This window comes from Mangrovivirga halotolerans (assembly GCF_026241165.1).
Lineage (GTDB): Bacteria > Bacteroidota > Bacteroidia > Cytophagales > Cyclobacteriaceae > Mangrovivirga > Mangrovivirga halotolerans.
This window is the reverse complement of sequence record NZ_JAPFQN010000003.1, coordinates 376,711-400,580: the sequence shown is the minus strand read 5'-3', so window position 1 is coordinate 400,580 and position 23,870 is coordinate 376,711. Positions and strand designations below refer to the sequence as shown.

Annotated in this window: 28 protein-coding genes; 24 read left to right on the top strand and 4 right to left on the bottom strand. The window is 35.4% G+C overall.

Annotated features, from left to right (window positions below; genetic code table 11):
• Nucleotides 1–22: 22 nt before the first annotated feature.
• Nucleotides 23–1,234, bottom strand: coding sequence for an alpha-hydroxy acid oxidase (locus OO013_RS05765; protein ID WP_266055740.1), 1,212 nt, complete (start codon nt 1,232–1,234; stop codon nt 23–25).
• A gap of 262 nt (nt 1,235–1,496) precedes the next feature.
• Here OO013_RS05765 and OO013_RS05760 point away from each other — a divergent pair, with 262 nt between their 5' ends.
• From OO013_RS05760 to OO013_RS05720, 9 genes are all read left to right on the top strand, one after another.
• Entirely contained in the window at nt 1,497–1,826 is a 330-nt protein-coding gene (locus tag OO013_RS05760; protein ID WP_266055739.1) for a DUF6249 domain-containing protein, read from the top strand.
• A complete protein-coding gene (locus OO013_RS05755; protein ID WP_266055738.1) occupies nt 1,826–2,338 on the top strand; it encodes an RNA polymerase sigma factor in 513 nt (170 codons plus the stop codon). The genes OO013_RS05760 and OO013_RS05755 overlap by 1 nt, the downstream gene beginning before the upstream one ends.
• Nucleotides 2,335–2,640 (top strand): hypothetical protein, encoded by a 306-nt coding sequence (locus OO013_RS05750; RefSeq protein ID WP_266055737.1) that lies wholly within the window; start codon nt 2,335–2,337, stop codon nt 2,638–2,640. Before OO013_RS05755 ends, OO013_RS05750 begins: the two co-directional genes overlap by 4 nt.
• A gap of 87 nt (nt 2,641–2,727) precedes the next feature.
• Nucleotides 2,728–4,377 (top strand): DUF4932 domain-containing protein, encoded by a 1,650-nt coding sequence (locus OO013_RS05745; RefSeq protein WP_266055736.1) that lies wholly within the window; start codon nt 2,728–2,730, stop codon nt 4,375–4,377.
• A gap of 249 nt (nt 4,378–4,626) precedes the next feature.
• Nucleotides 4,627–5,112: a hypothetical protein gene (locus OO013_RS05740; protein WP_266055735.1), complete on the top strand. Its 486-nt coding sequence runs from the start codon at nt 4,627–4,629 to the stop codon at nt 5,110–5,112.
• Between the two features lie 50 nt (nt 5,113–5,162).
• On the top strand, nt 5,163–5,756 hold the full coding sequence (locus OO013_RS05735; RefSeq protein WP_266055734.1) for a hypothetical protein: 594 nt from the start codon (nt 5,163–5,165) through the stop codon (nt 5,754–5,756).
• A gap of 40 nt (nt 5,757–5,796) precedes the next feature.
• Nucleotides 5,797–6,621, top strand: a complete 825-nt coding sequence (locus tag OO013_RS05730; RefSeq protein ID WP_266055733.1) for an SMI1/KNR4 family protein — start codon at nt 5,797–5,799, stop codon at nt 6,619–6,621.
• A gap of 457 nt (nt 6,622–7,078) precedes the next feature.
• Nucleotides 7,079–7,504, top strand: a complete 426-nt coding sequence (locus OO013_RS05725) for a hypothetical protein (RefSeq protein WP_266055732.1) — start codon at nt 7,079–7,081, stop codon at nt 7,502–7,504.
• 508 nt (nt 7,505–8,012) lie between these two features.
• Nucleotides 8,013–8,687 (top strand): hypothetical protein, encoded by a 675-nt coding sequence (locus tag OO013_RS05720; RefSeq protein ID WP_266055731.1) that lies wholly within the window; start codon nt 8,013–8,015, stop codon nt 8,685–8,687.
• A 168-nt stretch (nt 8,688–8,855) separates the two neighbouring features.
• Here the strand turns inward: OO013_RS05720 and OO013_RS05715 are convergent, their stop codons facing one another.
• A complete protein-coding gene (locus OO013_RS05715) occupies nt 8,856–9,074 on the bottom strand; it encodes a hypothetical protein (RefSeq protein ID WP_266055730.1) in 219 nt (72 codons plus the stop codon).
• Nucleotides 9,075–9,211: 137 nt separating this feature from the next.
• Between OO013_RS05715 and OO013_RS05710 the strand changes: the two genes are divergently transcribed.
• From OO013_RS05710 to OO013_RS05695, 4 genes are all read left to right on the top strand, one after another.
• Complete coding sequence (locus OO013_RS05710) at nt 9,212–11,338, top strand: penicillin acylase family protein (RefSeq protein ID WP_266055729.1); 2,127 nt, start codon at nt 9,212–9,214, stop codon at nt 11,336–11,338.
• 340 nt (nt 11,339–11,678) lie between these two features.
• Nucleotides 11,679–11,981, top strand: a complete 303-nt coding sequence (locus tag OO013_RS05705; RefSeq protein WP_266055728.1) for a hypothetical protein — start codon at nt 11,679–11,681, stop codon at nt 11,979–11,981.
• Nucleotides 11,981–12,460: a hypothetical protein gene (locus OO013_RS05700; protein WP_266055727.1), complete on the top strand. Its 480-nt coding sequence runs from the start codon at nt 11,981–11,983 to the stop codon at nt 12,458–12,460. The genes OO013_RS05705 and OO013_RS05700 overlap by 1 nt, the downstream gene beginning before the upstream one ends.
• Nucleotides 12,461–12,652: 192 nt before the next feature.
• Nucleotides 12,653–12,976, top strand: a complete 324-nt coding sequence (locus OO013_RS05695) for an NIPSNAP family protein (RefSeq protein WP_266055726.1) — start codon at nt 12,653–12,655, stop codon at nt 12,974–12,976.
• A gap of 69 nt (nt 12,977–13,045) precedes the next feature.
• Here the strand turns inward: OO013_RS05695 and OO013_RS05690 are convergent, their stop codons facing one another.
• Entirely contained in the window at nt 13,046–13,201 is a 156-nt protein-coding gene (locus OO013_RS05690) for a hypothetical protein (protein WP_266055725.1), read from the bottom strand.
• 110 nt (nt 13,202–13,311) lie between these two features.
• Here OO013_RS05690 and OO013_RS05685 point away from each other — a divergent pair, with 110 nt between their 5' ends.
• Both OO013_RS05685 and OO013_RS05680 read left to right on the top strand, forming a co-directional pair.
• A complete protein-coding gene (locus OO013_RS05685) occupies nt 13,312–14,268 on the top strand; it encodes a calcium/sodium antiporter (protein WP_266055724.1) in 957 nt (318 codons plus the stop codon).
• 355 nt (nt 14,269–14,623) lie between these two features.
• A complete protein-coding gene (locus OO013_RS05680) occupies nt 14,624–15,097 on the top strand; it encodes a nuclear transport factor 2 family protein (protein ID WP_266055723.1) in 474 nt (157 codons plus the stop codon).
• 18 nt (nt 15,098–15,115) lie between these two features.
• Here the strand turns inward: OO013_RS05680 and OO013_RS05675 are convergent, their stop codons facing one another.
• The gene (locus OO013_RS05675) at nt 15,116–16,168 is read right to left on the bottom strand and encodes a flavin monoamine oxidase family protein (RefSeq protein WP_266055722.1); all 1,053 of its coding nucleotides are present in this window, start codon (nt 16,166–16,168) and stop codon (nt 15,116–15,118) included.
• Between the two features lie 345 nt (nt 16,169–16,513).
• On the opposite strand from OO013_RS05675, the gene OO013_RS05670 reads away from it, so the two are divergent.
• From OO013_RS05670 to OO013_RS05630, 9 genes are all read left to right on the top strand, one after another.
• Nucleotides 16,514–16,960: a hypothetical protein gene (locus OO013_RS05670; protein WP_266055721.1), complete on the top strand. Its 447-nt coding sequence runs from the start codon at nt 16,514–16,516 to the stop codon at nt 16,958–16,960.
• A gap of 53 nt (nt 16,961–17,013) precedes the next feature.
• The gene (locus OO013_RS05665; RefSeq protein ID WP_266055720.1) at nt 17,014–17,925 is read left to right on the top strand and encodes a PD-(D/E)XK nuclease family protein; all 912 of its coding nucleotides are present in this window, start codon (nt 17,014–17,016) and stop codon (nt 17,923–17,925) included.
• A 12-nt stretch (nt 17,926–17,937) separates the two neighbouring features.
• Nucleotides 17,938–18,447 carry a hypothetical protein gene (locus tag OO013_RS05660; protein ID WP_266055719.1) on the top strand — a complete coding sequence of 170 codons (510 nt, stop codon included), beginning with the start codon at nt 17,938–17,940 and terminating at the stop codon, nt 18,445–18,447.
• A 185-nt stretch (nt 18,448–18,632) separates the two neighbouring features.
• The gene (gene blaOXA, locus OO013_RS05655; protein WP_266055718.1) at nt 18,633–19,472 is read left to right on the top strand and encodes a class D beta-lactamase; all 840 of its coding nucleotides are present in this window, start codon (nt 18,633–18,635) and stop codon (nt 19,470–19,472) included.
• A gap of 158 nt (nt 19,473–19,630) precedes the next feature.
• Nucleotides 19,631–20,320, top strand: coding sequence for a helix-turn-helix transcriptional regulator (locus OO013_RS05650; protein ID WP_266055716.1), 690 nt, complete (start codon nt 19,631–19,633; stop codon nt 20,318–20,320).
• A 52-nt stretch (nt 20,321–20,372) separates the two neighbouring features.
• A complete protein-coding gene (locus tag OO013_RS05645) occupies nt 20,373–21,371 on the top strand; it encodes a BtrH N-terminal domain-containing protein (protein WP_266055715.1) in 999 nt (332 codons plus the stop codon).
• A 298-nt stretch (nt 21,372–21,669) separates the two neighbouring features.
• Complete coding sequence (locus tag OO013_RS05640) at nt 21,670–22,092, top strand: SRPBCC family protein (RefSeq protein WP_266055714.1); 423 nt, start codon at nt 21,670–21,672, stop codon at nt 22,090–22,092.
• A 48-nt stretch (nt 22,093–22,140) separates the two neighbouring features.
• Complete coding sequence (locus OO013_RS05635; protein WP_266055712.1) at nt 22,141–23,232, top strand: carboxypeptidase-like regulatory domain-containing protein; 1,092 nt, start codon at nt 22,141–22,143, stop codon at nt 23,230–23,232.
• A 169-nt stretch (nt 23,233–23,401) separates the two neighbouring features.
• Nucleotides 23,402–23,752 (top strand): DUF7670 domain-containing protein, encoded by a 351-nt coding sequence (locus OO013_RS05630; protein ID WP_266055711.1) that lies wholly within the window; start codon nt 23,402–23,404, stop codon nt 23,750–23,752.
• Nucleotides 23,753–23,870 lie beyond the last annotated feature (118 nt).

Sequence of the window (23,870 nt, the reverse complement as noted above, 5' to 3'; positions counted from 1 at the left end):
ATTTAAGCAGAGAAAAACCATTTTACATCACCAATGAATCTTTATTGATCTCTTCTATTTTGCTCACCCCCGTCTGCTTCATCACCAGCTTAAACTCCTCCTTTAATATCTTCAATACCATTTCGACTCCCGGTTGACCAAATGCTGCAAGTCCCCATAAATAAGGCCTTCCAATACCCACTGCTGTTGCGCCTAGCGCCAGGGCCTTGTAAATATCTCCACCTCTTCGAATGCCACCATCCAGAATAACCGGGATTTTATCATTAGTCACCGACACGACTTCGGGTAAGCATTCAATAGTCGACCGTCCACTTTCAGTCGCCCTGCCGCCATGATTGGAAACGATTAGTCCATCGATACCGGCATTCAACGCTAGTTCGGCATCCTCTCCGGATACGATTCCCTTGATTAAAAATTTCCCCTCCCAGTTTTCTTTTAGCCTCTTTACAAATTCCCAGTCCATTCCCGGATGAAATTGAAAAGTATTTTTGAGGTTATTGACCATCGGTTTTCCATCGACATAGCCTGATTCTGAATCGCCATGACACGATTTACATTCCCGGGTATCCAGTTTGATCGATCGCCAGAGTGCTTCCCGCTTATCGGCATTATCCATGTCAACGGTAAGCACAATCGTATCACACCCTGCCTTCTCTACTCTTTTAATAATTGCCAGGGTGTCATCGAAATCACTCGAAGGATATAATTGATACCAGGCCGGAGACCCTTTCAGTTCATTGACTTTTTCGATGGAAGTATTGGCCACCGTAGACAGCATCATCTGGTGCTTTTCTTTACCTGCAGCACGGCTGGTCGCCTCCTCTCCTTCCTCATGAAATGCTCTTTGACTCCCACACGGGCAGATAATTATTGGCGATGACCACTGCTCACCCAACACTTCGGTTGACATATCCGGATCGAACTGACCGACCAGCCTCCTCATTTTGAGTTTGATCTTTTCAAACCCTACCCTGTTTTCACCAAGGGTGCGATCATCCAGTACCCCGGTCTGGATATAACCAAAATGCGCCGGGGGTAACTTAGACTCGGCAACAGCCCTAAAATCAAACACATTCATGGCCTCTTCGGGATTGCTGATCAATTTATCGACCATCTTTTTGACCTGATCAGATTCCTTATCTTCCGAATCAAAAATGCAGGAAGGGAAACCAAGAGAAAGTAAAGGACTGGCAAGAAGAAATTTGATCAATTGCCTTCGGTGAAGATCTGCCATAATATTAAAATAAGTGTGGTGCTCAATTTAAAATCGCATTATTATTCCGGATAAGCAATTATTATTTTCAAAAGTAGCATTGAAAGTACAGGTCATTAAAGTATTGATTAGCCTGAATATTTACCTGGGGAAAACTGAAATAAGCGGTTTTTACTTCCTTTTCTTTACTAAACAGAAATAAATTTAAATTCATTTGTAACCTTTTGATATTTTTTCTCTCTAAGCATAAACGAATTTCTTTTTTAACTAAAATTCTTTAATTATGAATCAATTTTTAGAACGACTACCGATAGTCTTTGTATTTATATCCGTTGCAATCGTCGTGATCTACTACTTTCGCAACAAGCATAAAGAAAAAATGGAATTGATAGCAAAGGGAGAAAGTATTATTCACCAGGATGCACTAGAGCAAATGAAGCTACAAAGCTTATCCAGGGGAATCATTGCCAGTTTTGTCGGTACCGGTATTTTTGTCGCACACCTGGTGGCAACTTTCAGCTCCCTTGATGAAGTTGTTTCCTATTTCTCGATCATCACCATATTCTTCGGGTTAGGTTCTTTAATCTTTCATTTTATTATTAAAAACAGGTAATGTCGAAGGAGCTGGTCAGAAATGCCAAAAAAGGTGATGTAAAGGCACTGAATACGCTCATTGATAACCACAAGGATTTTGCTTTTTCCATCGCACTGAAATTTCTGAAAAATAAAAGCGATGCCGAAGATGTTGTTCAGAATTCATTTATTACTGTATTAAAAAGCATCAGTACATTCAGAAATGAAGCGAAATTCTCAACCTGGCTTTACAAAATCGTTTACCACGAATGCCTGAAGGCAATGAAGTCGGATAAAAACCTGGTCGAATACATTCCCCAGTACATCAGGGAAGAAAAAATTGAGGATGAACAGGAAGAGCCGGTGGATATTGGTGAGTTATTAGAATCCTTGCAGGCCAATGAGTATGCTGTGATCTCACTGTTTTACCTGAAGGAAAAAAGCATTAGAGAAATTACGCAGATCACCTCGATGAGTCAGTCGAATATCAAAGTGATCTTGCATCGGTCAAGAAAAAAACTGAAGGAGTACTATTATCAGAAAACAGAATGAAAGAAGAAGATTTTTTTAAGAAAGCACTAAAAGAAGATATAAAACCCGTAGACAATATCTTTTTTAACCAGAAAGTGATCCGGGAACTTAACCTGAAAAAACAGGAATCGAGGCAGACAATCTTTGATGCGAAGACCTCTGTTGTATTATTGATCATCTCCGTCTTGGTGTTAACCGCTTTTCTGATCGGTCCAATGGCTGTTTCCTCCACCTATTTACTTATTGGGATATTCGTGATCATCAGCCCGTGTTATTTTATCATTTTCGATAAGATATACCAGGCTTCCAAAAAGAGTACCTAAAATAAATCACCCAACATACTGAAAACCAACTCATTCATTAACTCCGATTAATGAACGCGGGATCGGTATGTCTAAAAAGTTAAACCCATGAAAAAACATATACTACTTATTACAATTATCTTATTCGTTTTTACTAACCGTATTGCCGCTGTTCAATTAAAGCCAATCACCCAAACAGTGAATGGGATTACCCTGACCATCGATCCGTGGATCGAACTATTTAATATCGTGGCGATGCAGGCCGGACTAAATGATATCAACACAGCGAACATCTCATACAAAAAAGAGTGCCTGGATTATTTCGAACCGTATAAGAACCTGGAGGCTCCTTCTATTTTGATGTCTTACTTTCAAAATGGCTGGGGTATCGATGACCCGATCTTTTTCCTTCTGTACCTGGACGAAAATTTTGAGATCAATAAAAACTTACCTTCAGGTATAATTGAACGAGCCGGAGGACTCGAAAAGATCAAACAATTAGCCACTGCATTGAAAAATTACGCTCAAAAATCAGATTTTAAGACGTTTTTCTATAAAAACCAAGAAGGTTTCTACGAGCACATTCTTCACAATACCGCCTATCACTTCAAAGATTTCGAGGCTATATCCATTATGGAGAATTACTTCGGACAAAAACTCGATGGCTACAACCTGGTACTGAATATCAATGGTGGATACGGTAATTTCGGGAGAAAAATAATTTCGAATGGCAAAGAAGAAATGTACGCGGTGATTTCCTCCCGGTCGTACTCCGGAAACCTTTCTGAATTTCCGTTGAGTGTAAGTACCATCGAATTGATCTTCCATGAGTTTGGCCATGGGTTTATTAATCCGGCCATTGACCAGCTTAAGAGCGAAGTTGGACAGTTTCAACACCTCCAGGAACCGATCAGGCAATCCATGCAGCAGCAGGCATACCACAACTGGCACACCATTGTTTGCGAGCATGTAGTTCGGGCTAGCGTGATTCGACTTACCGATATCGCATTTGGCACGAATTACTCGAAAGACATCTTTTATAAACTGATGATCGGTAACCGGTTTATTTACGGTGACCTGATCATAAATAAACTGAAAGATTACGAAAACAACAGGCTTCAATATCCAACCTTTGCTGATTTTGCTCCCGAGCTGATCCGGGCTTTTGAGCAAGTGGATGAAGAGTATATCAATGAAAAGCAACAGTTAGTCAAGCACACTAGATCGTACGGGATCGATGAAATCAAAAAGCCCAACCGGGTGGCATTGGATAGCACGACCCTGTTTATTATCGGTACCCACGAAAAGGACACCATAGCGGAGCAGAAAATGCATTCTTTTGTAAAACTATACCGGGATATGTTTTCAACAGAGATCCGGATCATCACTGATGAAGAAGCACTAGCAAGGGATCTAAAAAACAATGACCTGGTTGTCTTTGGCACCCCGGAGGGAAACCTGTTTTTAAAAAAGCACCTTGAAGAGATTCCGGTTAAGATATATGATGATCACATCATCACCAACAAATTGATTAGAGGGAATGATTTGCAGCTGGTAATGTCATGGGTGAACCCCTATAATCAGAATAAAAATTTAACCATTTACACCGGTCAGCGGACAGAAAATATTAAAAACTTCCACTACACACGACACAAAGACCAGTCCCACTACTGGGTAGCACAGGACCTGATCACCCTCGACCAGGGAAACTACAACCAGTATATCAGCGTCGGTTGGTTTCCGGATATTACTGAATGATTGGGTTGGGGGTTTATTGCTAGTGAATGTTTAATTTCGCACAGTTTGTCTGAACTAGGATGTATAGGATATAAGGATTGTAGGATAATTTAAATCCTGTTAATCTTTTTTAAATTCGGGTCAATCTTGGTTCACCACTTAGTGTTAGCTTTTAACAATTTGGAATTGAACAGGGAAGTGCTATTTTCGTTTATAAAGGAATTTATTGATAGCGAAACAACCTTTCGTATTATTTTTTACCCAAAGCCAATGAAAATAACTATTATACCATATTTGATAATTCTATTGATAGCTTATGGCTGCAATTCAAAAACTGAAAACCAAAGCATTAAAAATCAGATTTTACTCAATGAAGACCGAAATAACCAATCATTAGAACTCCTTAGAACAGTTGTTCATGAATCTGGTGATCGTAAAAGAGATTTGCAAACACTATCCGAAGCTGAAAATATATTTGAATTACGTAATAATTTAAAGATTGATAAACTCAATTTGGATTATCACAAAAGGAATAATTTCGAACATATATCAATATATTTAGACTCGATCTCTTCAAAATTAGATTCTAAAAAAACTCATAATCTTGAGCATATAAAATTGGCAAATGAACTTTTAGAGTCATCCAAAAAAGAAGAACATCTATTTTATCATTTGATGCTACAGACATCATATTTGGAAACACTATTCATAAAACAATATTCCCAATTTTGTATAGGTGATTTGAAATATGATTGAAGGAATAACTAAATTGGTTAATGCGTTAATCGCCTCACCACATTAAATAAATGACTCCGATAATAATCCTCATAGGACTTATAATTGCTCTCAACTGCGTTCCGCTTTTGATAAAAAGGAAGTTTCCAAAAGCAAAGAAAGTTGTAGGGAGAATCTTGGTTGCTACGACTATTTTGTTTCTAATATTTACTGTACTCAAGTTTTATGGATATAATCTAAAGGGAAACTATACCTTTCAGGCAATCGCCTGGTCATTTTTAGTTTCTGCAATCTTGTTTTTCACCCTGTTCAAAAACACTAAAAAGAAATTATTAACCGTCCTCTTGCTCACTCCTTTAGTCACCTGGGGCGTTATGACTCCACTAATCAACCAGGTGGTATATGAACAGAAATTTGACGATCAAAGAAAAATAGTTGTCACTACCGGTGGATTTCTAGCCTGTGGGGAAATTATATTTATCACTCAGACTAAATTTGGAATATTTGACAAGGAAGTCCTTTACCTCGACAACATCTGCTTAACAGGAATAGATAAAATTGAATTTACTTCAGACACAAAACACCTTGAATTTTTAATCCATCACAATGGAGAACTTGATTCTGAAAACCCATATCTCTACACTATTGAAAGGGATGAATATTAATAATTTGATTTAATTAGACCAGATTCTTTAATCTATTAAAATGAGAAGGATTTATATATTTTTATTCTTACTACTATTTCTTTTTGCCGCTTGTGAAAACTGCGCTGATAAAAAAGAAAAAGCTAATAATCTGATATCAGGCTTAGAAAAATATCATAACATAAATGGATTTTATCCTGACAGTTTAAATTATATTGAAAAAACCACTTTCGATAAAAACACTATAAATTTAGAATGGAATTATTTTTTAGACCCGGATGGTCCATTCAATCTGGAAATCAAATGCTATAGTGATATTTATTGGTACAATAGCTCAAATGGTTATTGGGATTATTTAGAAGGAAATGATTTCAATAAGCAATCAACTAGAATGAAGAAAATATTAACTGACTTATTTCTCAATTCAATCAACTCAAAAGATAGCAACTACACTTCTGAGCAATTAGAAAACAATTGGATTGGTAATCCGCCGGCAACTGAAAAAGAAATTAGTGCAGCAGAATCAAGACTTAAAGTTACCTTACCGGAAGATTACAAGGAATTTCTACTAATTGCCAATGGGTATCCAACTTATAACGATGCGGTTGAACCAAGCTTCGAAAAAGTAAATAATATAGAATACTTAAAAGATTTTGACAACGAGGTAATTGAAATCTGGAAAGAAAACGGAAATAAAGAAATAGCTGAAGCATTATCTAAAAGTATAATCATTGCTGGAAAACAGGAAGAACAATGGTTTCTATTAATACCACCTCAAGAAAAATCAGAAAAGTGGAGATATTGGAAGTTCGCAAGCTGGATTCCTGGTGAAATAGAATATAAAAACCTAAAAGATTATTTCTTAGATTCATCAAAGGAGATTTAATAGAGGTAATTAAAAAATATATCCCAGTTTTAGTTATCTACCCCGCTAGCAAAAGTTTAAACGTGTGCTTTTTTGTCTTAACTTTAAAAATGCTGACAAATTTGTTTCGTCAGTGAGGATTTATAAGATGAAAGGATACCAGGATAATTTAAATCCTGGTCATTCCTGGTTCTCCGATTGTCATAAGTTTGTTCAGGTTTTATAACTAGTACACCTGCAGATTATCATAATACATTCGATAAAATCTCTAAAACATATCATATATTTTGAAATCATACCTTTCTGATATACATTCGTAAAATCAACTATGAAGCAACCAAAATCATGTCAGTAAAACAAAAAATAAGTGATTCGGAAAGAGAAAATGTTCAGTAAAATCGCTGAAATAATTAGTTCAATACACATGCAGACGGGCCAATTGCTTAATTCAACTCACGAGTCTATTTTTTTTAAAACTATGAATAAAGTCATCCTATTAACATTATCTATTATTTTAACAAGCTGCTGGGGAACAGATCAAGGCAAAGGAAAGTTTTATGGTTATACTATTAAAAACGAAAGTGGAAAAGATATTCAAATAAATTCTTACAGCACTTTTTATCCAGAAAGGAATACTGCTATCGTTACGGAGTTAGAAAATAATACCGAATTGACTCGAACTTATCAAGACACCTTGCCTCCAAGAGGATATAATTTCATTAGCTTTTTTGAAGGAGATTCTTTGGTAATCATTTACAATAATGAAAGAAAGCAAATTTTCACCTTTAAAAATCAGCAATATAATGACAGAAATCTATATAATTTCACTGGCTCCAATGTAACCTATACTTTCACAGAACAAGATTTTGAAAACGCAGAATCTTGCAATTGGAATTGTGATTAAATCTATAAATACGACATTAATCCTATTAATCTTTTTTAATCCTGGTTCACCCCCGCTGTTTGGAGTGTTCGCAGGACAACTTCAAACTTTTTCATATAATGCAGAGTCTGTAACTCGGTCATTCTACAACAAAATAACATCCATGAATACTTACCCCATTAGCGCAAGTTTAAACTTGTGCTTTTTTGTTTGAATCTGGATTAATGGAAGATTTAAATCCTGTTAATCTATTTTAAATCAGGGTCAATCCTGGTTCACCACTTGGTATTAATTTTTAATATTCAGCCCTCTCAATTCAATCGCTACAAAGCGCTTTAAACTTGAAAATCTTCTAAACAAAAGGTTACAATTGTAAATTCACCGGTATAAACAGGAGAATAAATTGAGCTAAAAAACTAACTATTTTTAAAAAATTATTGATTTTCTAAGTACCCCATCAACAAGCATTAAAATTTAAGCAACACAGCTAACTTCATTTTTTTAAACTTCTAACTAAATACATTTTTTTATGAATACTTCTCCTTCAGTTCAGCCCCATCAAAAAATTAAATTCTTCACACAAACCAATGGCGATGAATCAGAAGGTTCTGGTGGATTTCAGATATTTTTCCTGCTAGTTGGTATTGGAGCGCTTTTCTTTTTCTTTTCCATGGCTGATAGCATTGAAGACATAAAAGAATATGGCTGGCAGCTACTGATTATTTTTGGTATGCTTTTTAGTATTGTATACAGTATGTTTAAAAAGAAAAAGCCTTCAACAAATACCAATATTTATTTTAAAGAAGAAGGCATCTCAATAGCAGACATTGGGGTAATTCCTTTCGAAGATTTACGTCTTGACCGTTATTATACTGACGGAAGTTTTTGTCGATACCATTTATATGATACCAATGGCCAAATTGCCTTTTACTCTGTACTGGAAGATGATCTGGCGAGAACCTTAGTATCTGAGAGAAAAATTAAGGTTCAGGATAGGAAAGAGCGAAGTGTAAAGCTGAAAGATACTACTGTTTACTATGGATTCGATGAGAAAGCCACTTTGATTTATGATCTCGATACTGGAGAATATTCCTTTACAGGAATCGATAAAGAAGCTAAGTCTGTAAAGCCTTCGCTATATGCCATAGATCCAAAGTATAAGGAAGAAGAGGTGAGTGTTCCGCTAGATCCGATAAATTCATAAAACAGTATTTCAACTTGTTTATCCAATGGTAATGAACTTGTACTATCTACCTCACTGTTTGGAGTGTTCGCAGGACAACTTCAAACTTTTTCATATAATGCAGAGTCTGTAACTCGGTCATTCTACAACAAAATAACATCCATGAATACTTACCCCATTAGCGCAAGATTAAACTTGTGCTTTTTTGTTTGAATCTGGATTAATGGATGATTTAAATCCTGTTAATCTATTTTTTATCAGGGTCAATCCCAGTTCTCCAGTTCTCCAATTGATATTCTCAGCATAACTCGTATGGCAGCAAATAGGGCATGCGTATTGCATGCTATGGGCACCAGTAGGGCCAGGCATGCCCATTACCACGCTACGCACCATTAAAAGAGCAATCACGTTATTCGATTTGACTTTAAACCAGTAATACCCTATTTTTCAAATAATCAGGAATTTATTTTCCCAAAACTGATAGTACCCCATTAGGATTAAGTGTCACCAACACCTCTATCCTTCCTTAGATAAATTATTTGGAAATGAACAAAACACCCCTGGCTCTATTAATCTGTTTACTCATTTTAGGATGTAAAGAAAATAATACCTCCTCAGAATACAACCCTGATGAAATGGCTAAGCAAGTGGTGATTTATCGTGATATCTATGGTATCCCACATGTTTATGGTGAAACCGATGAATCCACTATGTTTGGATATGCCTATGCTCGTGCTGAAGATGATTTCAAAAGGCTGGAGAAAGTTTTCATTGAAAAGACCGGAAGAAAAAGCGAATTCGAGATCACGAACGATCTGTCTGATGATTATGTGATTCATGCTTTTGAAATTCCAGAAATTGCCAAAATTCAATATGAATCCATGAGCCCAAAGCTCAAAAAGATATGTGATGCTTATGTCGCCGGATTAAATTATTATTTGAAGAAACATCCTGAACAAGAAAGGAAAGGATTGGAAATTGAGCCCTGGATGATATTAACAACTCAAAAAGGCTGGTGGACGTGGATGCTCAAACAGCAATCGAACTGGAAAGACGTGATCGGCACCAATCCACCTCCTCATATTAGAAATGAAGGGAAGCATGGTTCTAATTCCTGGGCTATTGATGGAAGCAAAACAAAATCCGGAAATCCAATGCTTTTGGTAAGCCCTCATATGACTTCCAATTCTTTTGGATATGAAGTTCATTTAAAAAGCAAAGAGGGATTAAATTTTTATGGCTTTGCCTCTTTGGGAAGCGATTTTTTTCCCGTTGATGGATTTAATGAAAATCTCGGCTGGTCCCAAACTACCAACTGGCCTGATATCGTCGATACTTATCAAATGGTTTTTGACCATCCCTCAGATAGTTTAAAATATAAATTCGGCAATCAATATCGGAAAGCTAAGAGCTGGATTAAAGAAATAAAAGTTAAATATGATAGTGGGATTCATCCTGTTTCACTCACTTTTTTAAAAACCATTCACGGGCCTGTATTAAAAGACAGTTCAGGCAACTATTTCAGTTATAAAATCCCGGATCTGATAGAAGGCAACCTGGTAGAGCAATTCTATAAAATGTGTAAAGCCTCTGATTTTAAAGAATGGAAAAAAGCACTTTCAGGATTAGATATCCCCTATGAAAATTTCACCTATGCAGACAAATCCGGCAATATCTTTTATGTTTACAACGGAAAGATCCCGATTAAAGATAAAAATCAAAAATGGGATACGATCGTCGATGGAACTGATTCTGATCTGGTTTGGGAAGGCTATCTTTCACTGGAGGAATTGCCTCAAATACTAAACCCGGAAGATGGTTTTTTGCAAAACTGTAACTCCTCCCCTTTTAGCACAACTTTTCATAGCAATCCGGATTCGTTGGATTTTCCTTCTTATTTGGTTTTACCTTCATTTTTATTTTCCCATCGCGCAGAGCGATCTAAACAATTACTTTCAAATGCCTCCAATGTAACTCTGGATGATTTTCAAAGGATGGTCATGGATACTTATCTGCATCAGGCAGAAGTATATTTACCTGAGTTATTCAGTCAGATGGATAGCATCAAAAAGGCGAATCCTCCACTCCATGAAAAGCTATCAAAACCTATAAAAGAATTAAGAGATTGGGATAAATACAGTAATAAAGAATCTGCTGCGACCACCTTGTTTACGCTCATGATGGACACACAATTCCGTAATAGTCAGTTAAGAGGCGAAAATCCTGCATTAATAGAATCGCTGGAGGAAGTAGTAAGCACGCTGGAAACTCACTATTCCGGTTGGGAAGTACCCTGGAAAAACGTTTTGCGACATCAACGCTCTTCAGATAACAATTACCAGGTTGATAGCACAAAAGCAAGCTACCCCACCAATGGCAATCAAGGATATTACGGCTCAATTTTCAGAATGGATGGTCCGTATATGGATAGCATGACCTTTCCCAGGAGAGTGATTTATGGAAATGCTTATGTGATGATTGTAGAATTTACTAAAGAAGGGCCTGTTGCCCGATCAATCATGAATTATGGTGAAAGCAGCAATCCTGACTCACCCCACTTTACCGACCAGGCAGAAATGTTCGCCAATGGAGAATTAAAACCAGTTTGGTTCATATTAGAAGAGATTGAAAATAACCTGGAAACCAGGTATCATCCGGGAGAAGAAGAATAAAATTAAAGACTGTTGGTATAATTTAAATCCAGTCAATCCTTTTTAAAACCAGGTCAATCCGGGTTCACCACTTGGTATTAGCTATTTAAACATTCCTATCCCAGACGTTTACGAACGGATATAATTAGATAAAGAGTTTGAAAATTCTCTGGATAGAATTATTTTCAATATACAGTTATCGCATTTGAGACCCTGACATTATAGGCCCTGACAATCGTTGCTTTGTCTTCGGTACTTTGCTTTGTAATTGACTCCTATACAAATCAGAAACGAATGCAATTAAAGAGGTAAAATTGAGTAACTGTTAATTAATCTTTACCCACACCTTAAAATCAATGCCATGAGAGAAGATTTTAAAAATAGGCTTTTGCAAAAAGCTAAAACGAAAGCAAGTATGCTCGGGGTTGAAATAACATCAGAAGCTGAATCAGATTTAGTTTCATTTATCAACCAGGGGATAGACCGAATGTCTTCATCTGAATATGATTCGATCGATGACAGATTAACAGCTGAAAGAAATATTGAGACTCTGATTGAAAGTATGTCTTATAGTGCTAAGTCAAGAAATTTAAATGAAAGTCTGGATGATAGAAGTTTTTCATTCGCCAAATCCAATATTTGTCCACTTTGGCCATTTTGCTAATGAAACCGAACGAACAAAAAGCATTTGATTTTGCTGCCGATACCACAAAACAGTTGATTACTTTATCAACGGCGATTATCACTCTGACAATTACATTTTCTAAAGACATTATCGGGGTAACCAATATTTCAAACTCTTCATCAATCTTTTGGGCCTGGGGAATTTTTATCTTATCAGTAATATTTGGGATTTGGACACTTATGGCATTAACAGGGAGTTTACAACCAATGAAAAAAGGTGAAACTAGTAACGAATCGGAATCCTCAACTGATAAAACAAGCGAAGAAGAGCCGATAAACATAAATGGACTTAATGTAAAAATTCCAGCTGGAATTCAAATAATAAGCTTTATTGCCGGTTTAATTTTAACTGTGAGTTTCGGAATAGCATCCATAAACTCTTCAAAAGAAGAAGAATCTAAAATGGGAAATTGCAGTAAAAAAGACTGCTTAGAAATCATTAAAAATTCAGAATATTAAGTGGTAAAGCCAATTTCTGTAGATCCAGCTAAGGTAGAAAAACAATAGGGATCCCCTCTAGCGCACTTATCTGGTGCAGTATTCTGATAAGGCACTTGTATTGCTTTGGAATTCGCTCCAGAAAGGAGATACATAAAATAGGTTGCCATCTATAGCCAACACCAACAATATTTATTTAAAAGAAACACCAACATGGAACGAATTGTCATTGTCGCATACAAACCATTACCCGGGAAGGAACGCGAACTAAAATCACTGATGAAAAGCCATTGGGAGATTTTACACCAGGAAGGTCTGGTTACTGACAGAAAGTCGATCATTTGCCAGTCAAATGATGGGACCATAATTGAAGTATTTGGTTGGAAATCACAAGAAGCAGTTGAACAATCTCACTCAAATGAAAATGTGCAGAAAATGTGGAAGGAATACTCGAAAGTATGTGAGTATGTACCAATAAGCGAGGTACCCGAAAGCAATAATTTATTCTCCGAATTTAATCCTGTTGAGTTTGAATGAACCACTCGAGCACAAGATTGATCTTGTACTTTTTTGTCTAAATTGAGAATGCTAACACCTGAAAGTATCTTAACCACTATCGAGTGCTTTATCAGCATCAAACAAATAAAAAGGATCAAGATTAAAAAAGATGATAAGATTTAATCGAAGAACTGCAAATAATTGACCATAAGATGAATCTGTTGTAGCAGGCAAGCTTTCACTAATATTCGTTAAGATTAACACAACGAATGGCTGGAATTTATAGCTTGAGAGAATTAGGCAATTACAAATAAATCCCCAAATCGTTAGCGAAAAATCATTATTGAACTACATTTGATCAAAAAATTGACTATATGATAATTCCGATTTTATTGGTAATTGCAGGGTTTTGCGCTTTAATTTTTGGAGCCAACTGGATGGTCGATGGCGCTTCTGCTTTAGCTAAGAAATACAACGTTTCAGATTTGGTTATAGGTCTGACTATTGTTGCATTTGGTACTTCGGCACCTGAATTAGTCGTTAACAGTATTGCCTCTGTTAATGGGTATTCAGACATTGTGCTGGGAAATATCATTGGGAGCAACAATTTTAATTTATTTATCATATTGGGGTTATCCGGGGTAATTTTACCAATAAAGGTTCAATCCTCTACAGCCTGGAAAGAAATACCGATTTCACTCGCAGTTGCAGTATTATCGTTGCTTTTATTAAATGATTTTGTATTCACCGGCAATTCTCAATCTGGTCGAATTGACGGATTGATTATGCTGGTTCTGTTTTGCCTATTTATTTTTTATGTATTCAAGCAAATGAAAACGGACCCTCAGGCAGTTGCATCAACCGAAGTGCATAAATCGTCATTAAAAATCTGGGGTTTAATAATCTTCGGATTAGCAGGGTTAATATTAGGCGGGCAGCTTGTGGTAGATAATAGTGTAAGTATTGCCAACACTTTAGGGGTTAGCAAAAAGATAATCGGATTAACAATTGTTGCTGCCGGGACATCATTGCCCGAACTGGTTACCTCGATTGTCGCTGCATCAAAGAAAAATAGCGATATAGCAATTGGAAATGTGATCGGTTCCAATATTTTTAATATCCTTCTGATATTATCAATCAGTAGCCTGATTAGTCCAATTGACTATAATCCAAAGTTTAATTTAGACTTATATATCTTAATCGGAGGAACAGTTTTTCTATTACTATCTATGTTAACCGGAGAACGAAAAAAATTAGACAGATGGGAAGCAGCAGTATTATTCGGATTTTATATAATATATACCGGGTATTTAGTTATGAAAGAAATATGAGGCCGTAATCACCACTGGAACAACTTTAAACTTGTGCTTTTCATTTTGTGTAAATTGAAATTCAAGTATGCCTGAATAATTTAAATCCCATTAATCATTTTAATCCGGGTCGATCCTTGTTTACCACTCGGTATTAGTTTATTTAGATTTCGAGTGCCCTTCTGATCACTCATATACGAACTGGTATAAACAAAAGACAAAGTTTGATTTCGATCTGTAAATAAACTATTTTAAATCTATCGCTCCTGATGATAAAGATTAACAAACTGTAAAAAATACTTCACAGGAAATAAGAGACATTCACTGGTTTGTATTCCCTGTCTGTATTCAAAGCAAATCAAAAATCAATTCCTGTATGAAAAAAATATGCCTTTTCCTCTTATTGATCGTTGCAATCTTTAGTGGATATTCTCAAGATTCAGAAACTTCTGATGAACAGCAGATCAAAAATGTGATCAACCTGTTTTTTAAATCATTGGAGACTCGGGACACAGTATTAATGAAACAAACCACCATGGTTGAGGCTCAGATCTGGCGCCGTCGAAATTACAAGCAACCTGTGGAGGTGGACATGCGCTTTTCGAAAGACGACCTTCCATTAATGCCTACTGATCCTAAAATAACTGAGATACCAACACGTGTTGATGTTTTAGCAGGCGAAGGAATTGCCGTTGCTTATGCGCCCTATAACTTATGGGAAGACGGTGAGTTCTCACATTGTGGGATTGATGTTTTTACCCTTTTTGAAATTAATGGTCATTGGAAAATTGTAAGTACTGCTTACACTGTTGAAAGAGAAAACTGTGATGAGTCAACTGGTGAAAATTGAAATTCCAGACACTTATTTTCAAACCGAAACAAAATTTGCAGCTTGTTTACCGGCTATCACAGCTCCTTCCATAAAGCCTCCACTATCAGGAGCGGTTTCGGTGCCCGCAAACTTCAATTTCTCATTTAAATAATGCTTTTGATATAATTCATGACCATATAAATGCTTCGATGGGATAAGCTTGTCTCCTTCTACCGAAGAATACTGATCAGAATTCCAGTTCTTCTCATAATACGCAACATATTCTCCAGCCTCCGGGCCAAAAAAACCGACCAGCTGACGGATAATCCGTTTTTCCCTCTCCTTCTTTGACAGGGTCATATATCTCTCTTCAGGACTCACAAATCCCTGGAGTGCATACTTTTCATCATTTATATCTGAATGATCATATACTTCCGTCATCGGACCATCCTGGCTAAAAGCCATTCCCGAAAATCCCATTTCCTTCCAGAAGGGATGATCATAAACAACAGCACTTTTGATATAAGTGCTCATCCATGTATAGGTAGAATGCATCAGCTTTTGAAGATTATCAGGAAGCGCCGGATCAAAAGAAATATTTTCAATAGCCAACCTGGGCGGAAGGGTAACAACAACCTTCTTTCCTTCATATTTATTTCCCTCCTGATCTTTAATCATCAATGATCCATCTTGTTCATTGATTGATTTGACCTCAGTAGATAGTCTGTATTGATCACCATTTAGATACTGACTCAACTTGTCAGTAAGTTGTACGCTACCACCTCCAATTCGATAACTGACAGCCTGACCACCCGGAGGAATGAATGACTGCACCTGTCCCTGCATCTCATACTTTGCAATACCTTCATTGTATTGAGAGAAAACCGGGATTCCAAGGTCTTTTAAAAGCTCTAATAATTCAAAGTGATTGGCATGCACCCAGGTAGGCCCTAATTCTATCGGAAGGGATTCATGATAAAGCGTATCAATTCTACCACCAAATCTGGACTGTGCTTCCAGTAAAAGAAAATTATTTATTCCGTTCTGTTGAAGAGTGTATGCAGCAACCAATCCTGTCAAGCCACCCCCAACAATGATTATATCTTTCATGTCTTACTATTTCTATCTACCATACTTAAAGGTGAGTAATAAAGTTTAGGTTGATCATAAAAAATCAATGTATTTCAACTTAAACTGGTTTAAAGGAAGGGAAAAAATAATCCCTGCTAAATCACTCTTTCGACATTTAACAATTCTAAACATATGATTTTACCTATTTAAAATTTTAATAAACATTTAGGAAGTTATTTAAAAAGATGAAAAATTTGAATTTGAACTGTAAACAGATATTTTGAAACTGAAATAAATTAATATCAACGAAAAATAAGAAATACCAAACGTTGGATAAGAGCATTAGAGTCGGACATATCCCACCTTCGAATTACGTTTATTAAAATGACGGCAAGAAAATCAATATTAATAGCTGCAGCAGTAATAGTCGTTAACCTGCTCCTTGGACATTTTTTCGCTTCAACAGGAATAATGATGACACCAGTGGCATTAATAATAGCTACTGTGTTAGTAGTGTTAAACACTAAAAACTTAAGACCAATTAGTATGACCCTGACAATTATTGGGCTCATAATCATCCACGATATTGGGCTTAAACTATATGCAGGTGGAACTCACGACAGACAAGGACTTGGATGGATTCATTTAATGCTAATAATAGGACTTATCCCCTCCTATATCCTTTTAATAGGGGGAGTAATCAGAAATAAAAAAGCTCCCCTGGCTGAAAAAATAATATCAATTGTGATCTTTCCCTTGATTTTAGCAGGACACCTATATCTATTTAGTGACTTAGGATTAGGAAGACATTATTGGTATGACTGGAATTAATTAGAAATGAATAACTGATCTGATTTAACATCAGGCATTTTAAAATTGCCCCTATGGAAAACACCATTATACCTGTCGAAAGTATACGGGAAAGAGATGTAGACTTAATTTTACTGGAAGAGCTGTATGCTGATAATTCATTCTGTGAATGGTTTGTCGCACAATTAAGTTTGCCTACCTTAACTTCTGTCAATGGAGCCTGGAGAAGTATTTCTGATTTTGGACTCGGGGAAACAGATGTTCTTTTTTCTTACAATTCCAACGACAAAAAAATATTTGTCCTTATAGAAAACAAATTAGATACTACGTTCCAAAATGAACAATTTGACCGGTATCAAAAACGAGCAACAAAATACCTGGAACAAAAAGACTGCCATGAAATTTTCACTGTGTTAATTGCTCCTGAACTTTATTGCGAAAACCAAAATGAATTTGAAGATTACCTGACTTACGAATCGATCGCTGGAAGGCTTGAGTTTACCGGTTCAAAGAGAAATCTGTTCAAAAGTAAGTTGATTCAAATAGCTACAGAAAAATTAAGACGTGGATACCAGCCTGTCAACTCAATTCCTGTTCAAAAATTTTGGCTTTCCTATTATCAATATCTGCAAAAAAATCACCCGTCTCTAACGATGAAAAAACCTGGGATTGTCCCCTTTAATAGCGACTGGCCGATGTTATATGATGATCGATTAAAAAATATAGTTTTCTGTCACAAGCTTGCTCAGGGCAATGTCGAAGCAACATTTAAGGGTTATCCTTTAGAAACTGAGATTAAACTCAAAAATGCTATTCCTGACTGGTCACAATTTAAAAAACACAGCAAGAGTTTTTCAATGAGAGTTTTCTCAGGTAAAATTGACCGAACTAAAAATTTTGAAAATCAAATAGAACATGTAGAAAACGGCCTTCATAATGTTGAACGAATGAGAAATTGGCTAATTAAAAATATACATATTCTTTAAGGATATCATCAGATGAAAATTGAAATAAAACCCCATTCAGGAGCAGGAAAATTAATTTTCGGTATGACCCGAAGCGAAATTCGGGAGGTAATGGGTAAACCTGAATATTCTTCTGAAAAATCAACTATTGATTATGACGACTTTTCAATTCCTGTTCCGGCCAAAGACGGCTATTTTAGCAATTGTATACAAATATCATATGATATTAACAACCAAGCAGAATTTATCGAGTTTTCCGGAAAGGATGAGGAGCAGATAACGATACTTTTTTATGGGGTTGATGTATTTAATACTCCTGCACCACAACTTCTCAGACATATTACTGAATCAACAGGTGCTGAAATCGATATGGAGGATGAAGAAATACCCTATTCATATGTTTTCCCATCGTTAGATCTATCACTTTGGCGACAGGTAATCCCTGAACTAAATGAAGAAACTGATGAAATCCCCGATTCAGATGAAGGGAAATACTTCTGGACGATTGGAATTGGGATCAAGGGTTATTATGAAAATCAATAAATATTTAATAATAGAATTGATTAAACACCCAATGCTATAAATCTTTATTTTGAGCAAAACCAGCGATTCCTTTTCGTTACAATACACAGCATTGACATCACAACTTTTTAAGAGATCTACTGTCTACTTGAATATTTTTAAGGACATTATTCAAACTAACGGATGTATTTAATATCCTTGCCAACATGAAAATAATATACCTTTTACCCTTTCTGGTTTCTTTATATTCCTGCACAAATAAACAAACGCAGAGTAATTTTAATAATGAAAATGAACCACAGCATGAGAAAGTCGTAAATGAATTTCAAACTATTCTGGACTCGGCCTCCATAACCGGTTCAATTTTAATTTATGACCTGGGAACAGGCAAATACTATTCAAACGACTTTGAACGGTCAAGAAAAGGGTTCCTTCCTGCTTCAACGTATAAAATTCCAAACTCCATCATTGCCCTTGAAACGGGAGTGGTTGATAATGAAAATTCTGTTTTCAAATGGGATGGTAAAAAGAGAGGCCTTAAGGTCTGGGAACAAGACCTGACATTAAAAGAAGCATTTCATCTTTCCTGCGTGCCCTGCTATCAAGAGGTAGCAAGAAAAATTGGTGTGAAAACCATGAATGAGTATTTAGACAAGTTTAAATATGGCAACATCAAAGTTGATTCTACTACCATCGATGTATTTTGGCTGGAGGGAGAATCAAGTATCGATCAATTTCAGCAAATCGATTTTTTGCAAAGACTTTATCAGTCAAAACTCCCTATCTCTCAACGAACAGAATCGATTATGAAACAGATGATGGTAATTGAAGAAACTGAACAATATAGAATAAGCGGGAAAACCGGCTGGTCAACAAGACAGGGAAATGATAACGGCTGGTTTGTTGGATATATTGAAGTTCAGGATAGTGTCTATTTTTTCGCAACCAATGTGGAACCCACGATTGAATTTGAAATGAGTTCGTTTCCAAAAATCAGACAAGAGGTAACATATAAGGCGTTGAAGCAAATGAGGTTAATTGAATAAAGATCTTAACACATTTAAAATAATTTATTCAGTTTTCATTTTGGTAGTTTTAGAATATAAATTCAACCCATTCAAAATCTTTGCAAAAAGACATCTGACAACAAGATGCTTTTTGTATTTAATAGATTATTTGAAAAACAGGATTCAACTCTAACAAAATGGACAGACTAACAAGACTAACTTCCATACTCATCCAGCTACAGTCAAGGAAAATTATTATTGCTAAGGAAATAGCAAACAGATTTGATATTAGTCTTCGAACAGTTTACAGAGACATAAAAACACTACAAGAAGCAGGAGTTCCAATTGGATCTGAAAACGGGAAAGGATATTTTCTGGTTGATGGCTACCACTTGCCCCCTATCATGCTTACAGAAGAAGAAGTCAATACATTAGTAGTTGCTGAAAAATTGATAAATAATCAAGGAGATGATTCACTCCGAATTCAATTCAATTCTTTACTATTCAAAATAAAATCTGTTTTGAAAGATTTTCAAAAAGAAAATTACGAGAAACTAGAAAAGAGAATTGCACCTTCTTATCTAAAAGTGCCTTTTGAAAGCAATTCCCTTTCTGACTTCAAAAATGCTATTACAAAAAATCAAAAGGTAGAAATTATTTATCACTCTATTTCAAAAGACGAAATCTCAAAACGCATCATTGATCCACAGGGCGTATATTTCTCCAATAATGCCTGGGTATTAGTCGCTCACTGTAATACAAAGAATGAACAACGAGAATTCAGGTTAGATAGAATCCAAAGTTATAAAACTACTTCAGATAAATTTGTGGAAAAAACTGATTTTGATCTTACTAAATATTTTTTAAAAAAATACAAACCAAGTTGACACAGGGTTGTCATACCCCCATCATAATTTGCCTGAAATAAACAGTGAAATTATGATTATAAAAGATTTTAAACCATTTAACGGGCAGCATTGCGAAACCACCGCTACAGGAAGCCTGCTTTACCAACTTGATATCAATCTTTCAGAACCCATACTTTTTGGAATTGGAGAGGGCTTAGGATACATTTTTTGGAATATGAAAATTATGGATTTCCCCTTTATTGGCGGAAGGGTAAAGCCAGATATTTTGACTGAAAACATTTGTAAAAACTTAAATCTAAAACTTGAAGTAAAAGAAACTTCTTCAATAAAAAAGGCCTGGAAAAATGTGAAATCAAATATAGATAAAGGAAAGGCAGTCGGGCTTAAATTGGATTGCTATCATTTAGATTATTTCACCAATAAAATTCACTTCGCAGGGCACTATGCTTCTATCTACGGTTATGATGATAAAACGGCTTACCTTAATGACACCAATCAGCAAGGCAGAGATGCACGAACCACTTTAAAAAGTCTGGAATTAGCAAGGAATGAAAAAGGACCAATGTCCTCAAGAAACCGCTCGTATACCATTTGCAAAAATGGAGAACAACCCGATTTGAAGAAGGTAATAAAAAGAGCTATCCACAATAATGCAACTGATTTTTTAAATCCTCCCATAAAAAACATTGGTTATAAGGGAATCCACAAGACAAGTTTAGAAATTAAAAAGTGGTTTAAAACAAGTAAAAATATCAAAAAGGACTTTCAAACTTCAGCCTCTTTAATGGAACGAGGTGGAACCGGAGGCTCACTCTTTAGAAATATTTATCGGGATTTTCTTTATGAAAGTGCTGAAATAACAGGATCAGACATTCTTTTCAAAGCCAGTGAGGATTATGGTGAAATAGCTCGCTTATGGAAAAATATTGCTGATTTATTTGATGAAATTGGTGAAACCAAAGACCTGAACGATGTCAATCAAGCCTCAGAAATTTTAATTGACTTATCAGAAAAAGAAAGAAACACGATGGAAAAATTAATGAATGCTACTATAGATGAATCTATTTAAATCCATTCATTTATAAAAAATAGACGGCGGACTAATGTATGAATATTGTTTCATCCCTCCTCAGTAATTCGTAAACGATTAATACCAATCAATATTAGTCAAAACACTTTCTTTTCAAGTGGAAAACTTCTAATTTCATTGCCACTTTTATGGATTTATCACCAGGCACTATCAGTTCTGCATCGATTATAATTTTATACTTCAAGCTGAATAAATCTGCCTGAAATAAAGATTTAAAAACAAAAACATCACAAGTATATTTCAATTAATAAGTAGATAATTATTCATCATTAAACAAATGGTCAACCAAAATAAAATTAAACATCAGTCAAAAATCAAAGCTCCAATAGAAAAAGTGTGGGATGCCTTAACCAATCCTGAAATCGTTAAAAAATACTTTTTTGGAACGGAATTAGTAACTGACTGGAAGGTAGGTAGTCCTATAGTATTCCAGGGAGAATGGGAAGGCCAAAAATACATAGATAAGGGAGAGGTTCTTGAATATGTTCAAAACGAAAGGTTGTCATACTCTTATTTAAGTAGCTGGAGTAATAAAGAAGATGTGCCTGAGAATTATTTATACATAAGCTACCAGGTAAAATCAGAGGGAGAAGATACAGCGTTGACCATATACCAAACTAATTACGATATAGAACGCGCCAAACACTCTGAAGGGACCTGGGCTTCATTAATTGATGGGATGAAAAAAATCCTTGAATAATGTTAATTAAGGTAATTCTTCCACCAAAGATTAAAATAACATCCCCTTATGAAATATTCTTTAATATTAATTTTTCTTGTATTCTACTTACCTGGCATTTCTCAACAACAAAATCAATGGGAAGGACGGATACTTAGTAAAAGAGATTCTACCCCGGTTTTTAATGCGCATATTTATATAAGAGATTCGAACATTGGTACATCAACAAATGAGCAAGGATTTTTTCTTTTTACCTATCCCGGGAATGATATAGAAACTCAAATATCAGTTTCTTGTATTGGTTACAAACCACTTTTAATTAAAAATCCAGGTGCCAGTACCATTTATCTGGAAGAAGATATTTATACACTGCAAGAAATAACAGTCAGGGCAATTGATCCAAAAGAAATAGTAAAGAAAGCACTGGAAAACTACAGTAATAATTATTACAAAAGTGACATTACGAAAAACATCTATTACTACGAATATATTCAAGCAAATGAAGAACCGATACGTAAACTGGAAGTATTAGCAAAAACAGGTTCTAAAGGATTTCAGAGCAATCATAAAAATCCTGCTTTTTACATCTATCAAAAAAGACCAGTGTTCAACAATGACCCTGGCTTTTATGGTGGAAATGGCGTTAACGTTCTTTATTCATTAGCGTGGACCAAAATATATTTAGAAAAAAGGGTATTAAAGAATTTCAGGATTTCTCTGAAGGGAAGGTCAGAATTCCTCGGTTTTGAAGTTTATCATCTTTTATTAGAATCAATAAAGAGACCAGAACATACAACATCAATTTATATTACTGTCAATGATTACGCTATAATCGCTATTAAGGAATCTTTTCATAATAAGCCTAAAAAGGACAAGGAAACAGAACCCGAAGGTTTTTACTTTTTGGAATCCGTGCAATATGTTGATTTCATAAAATCGGAAACCGGTAGTTGGCATGTAAATTCTATCGATGATTACAGAGTTTCCATTCGCAATAATGTTGAAAATAAAATCAGGAGATATATTAAGGTTCTTTCTACAGAAGAAAAGAAAATTGAAACCGAACTACCTGAAGCTGGTAAAGAAACTGATCTATACGACTATGAAGTTTCTTATAATGAAAAATTTTGGGAAGATTTTAATGCTCCACCTATATTTTAATGAAAAAGTAAAGTCATTTTCATTAAATCTATAAGCGTATTTTTCTCTTATATAGACCTCCCTTTTATCGTGAAATACGTATATAATTATATAGACCTTTATAAAATATAAACCAGGCAGTTAGCCGGAAAATAGCTTTCCAAAGCTAGTTTCACTAATGTAATATGCAATGAAGACTTTTCGAAACATATTACGGATTCTTACCACCATCGCTGCTATCATTTATATAATGATTTTTATAGATGAAGCATTCCCTCCTTATGATCCGGATTTTAGAGAATCAAATTTTGGAATCGTAATGGTTTTTATTCTCTTTACCTTGTTTTTTATAGGCTACTATTTTGTATGGAAAAATGAGAAAAAAGCGGGTATAATCTTAATAACGTGGTGGATTAGTCTTTTTTTTACTGCCTGGTTTGTTTGGCTCTATGGAAATATGACTGTAGTTCTGGGATTTCCTGTTTTCTTAATCGGTATTTTATTTTTGATATATTACAGTAATAAGCCTTCTTTAAAATAACCAATCAATAAAGGTTATCTCTTTCGCATTTTTTGATCAGATAAATCTAATCTGATGTATTGGTGAAAATGAGGAGTTTAAACCGGACGAAAAATGGTTTGATAGCATGGATATTCAA

What these genes read in the sequence shown, in the direction of transcription:
- OO013_RS05665 (WP_266055720.1), top strand. Translation starts at nt 17,014, where the DNA reads ATGGAAAACACCATTATACCTGTCGAAAGTATACGGGAAAGAGATGTA.
- OO013_RS05750 (WP_266055737.1), top strand. Translation starts at nt 2,335, where the DNA reads ATGAAAGAAGAAGATTTTTTTAAGAAAGCACTAAAAGAAGATATAAAA.
- blaOXA (WP_266055718.1), top strand. Translation starts at nt 18,633, where the DNA reads ATGAAAATAATATACCTTTTACCCTTTCTGGTTTCTTTATATTCCTGC.
- OO013_RS05660 (WP_266055719.1), top strand. Translation starts at nt 17,938, where the DNA reads ATGAAAATTGAAATAAAACCCCATTCAGGAGCAGGAAAATTAATTTTC.
- OO013_RS05725 (WP_266055732.1), top strand. Translation starts at nt 7,079, where the DNA reads ATGAATAAAGTCATCCTATTAACATTATCTATTATTTTAACAAGCTGC.
- OO013_RS05710 (WP_266055729.1), top strand. Translation starts at nt 9,212, where the DNA reads ATGAACAAAACACCCCTGGCTCTATTAATCTGTTTACTCATTTTAGGA.
- OO013_RS05640 (WP_266055714.1), top strand. Translation starts at nt 21,670, where the DNA reads ATGGTCAACCAAAATAAAATTAAACATCAGTCAAAAATCAAAGCTCCA.
- OO013_RS05720 (WP_266055731.1), top strand. Translation starts at nt 8,013, where the DNA reads ATGAATACTTCTCCTTCAGTTCAGCCCCATCAAAAAATTAAATTCTTC.
- OO013_RS05635 (WP_266055712.1), top strand. Translation starts at nt 22,141, where the DNA reads ATGAAATATTCTTTAATATTAATTTTTCTTGTATTCTACTTACCTGGC.
- OO013_RS05695 (WP_266055726.1), top strand. Translation starts at nt 12,653, where the DNA reads ATGGAACGAATTGTCATTGTCGCATACAAACCATTACCCGGGAAGGAA.
- OO013_RS05740 (WP_266055735.1), top strand. Translation starts at nt 4,627, where the DNA reads ATGAAAATAACTATTATACCATATTTGATAATTCTATTGATAGCTTAT.
- OO013_RS05705 (WP_266055728.1), top strand. Translation starts at nt 11,679, where the DNA reads ATGAGAGAAGATTTTAAAAATAGGCTTTTGCAAAAAGCTAAAACGAAA.
- OO013_RS05760 (WP_266055739.1), top strand. Translation starts at nt 1,497, where the DNA reads ATGAATCAATTTTTAGAACGACTACCGATAGTCTTTGTATTTATATCC.
- OO013_RS05735 (WP_266055734.1), top strand. Translation starts at nt 5,163, where the DNA reads ATGACTCCGATAATAATCCTCATAGGACTTATAATTGCTCTCAACTGC.
- OO013_RS05700 (WP_266055727.1), top strand. Translation starts at nt 11,981, where the DNA reads ATGAAACCGAACGAACAAAAAGCATTTGATTTTGCTGCCGATACCACA.
- OO013_RS05745 (WP_266055736.1), top strand. Translation starts at nt 2,728, where the DNA reads ATGAAAAAACATATACTACTTATTACAATTATCTTATTCGTTTTTACT.
- OO013_RS05680 (WP_266055723.1), top strand. Translation starts at nt 14,624, where the DNA reads ATGAAAAAAATATGCCTTTTCCTCTTATTGATCGTTGCAATCTTTAGT.
- OO013_RS05730 (WP_266055733.1), top strand. Translation starts at nt 5,797, where the DNA reads ATGAGAAGGATTTATATATTTTTATTCTTACTACTATTTCTTTTTGCC.
- OO013_RS05675 (WP_266055722.1), bottom strand. Translation starts at nt 16,168, where the DNA reads ATGAAAGATATAATCATTGTTGGGGGTGGCTTGACAGGATTGGTTGCT.
- OO013_RS05650 (WP_266055716.1), top strand. Translation starts at nt 19,631, where the DNA reads ATGGACAGACTAACAAGACTAACTTCCATACTCATCCAGCTACAGTCA.
- OO013_RS05645 (WP_266055715.1), top strand. Translation starts at nt 20,373, where the DNA reads ATGATTATAAAAGATTTTAAACCATTTAACGGGCAGCATTGCGAAACC.
- OO013_RS05630 (WP_266055711.1), top strand. Translation starts at nt 23,402, where the DNA reads ATGAAGACTTTTCGAAACATATTACGGATTCTTACCACCATCGCTGCT.
- OO013_RS05755 (WP_266055738.1), top strand. Translation starts at nt 1,826, where the DNA reads ATGTCGAAGGAGCTGGTCAGAAATGCCAAAAAAGGTGATGTAAAGGCA.
- OO013_RS05670 (WP_266055721.1), top strand. Translation starts at nt 16,514, where the DNA reads ATGACGGCAAGAAAATCAATATTAATAGCTGCAGCAGTAATAGTCGTT.
- OO013_RS05685 (WP_266055724.1), top strand. Translation starts at nt 13,312, where the DNA reads ATGATAATTCCGATTTTATTGGTAATTGCAGGGTTTTGCGCTTTAATT.
- OO013_RS05765 (WP_266055740.1), bottom strand. Translation starts at nt 1,234, where the DNA reads ATGGCAGATCTTCACCGAAGGCAATTGATCAAATTTCTTCTTGCCAGT.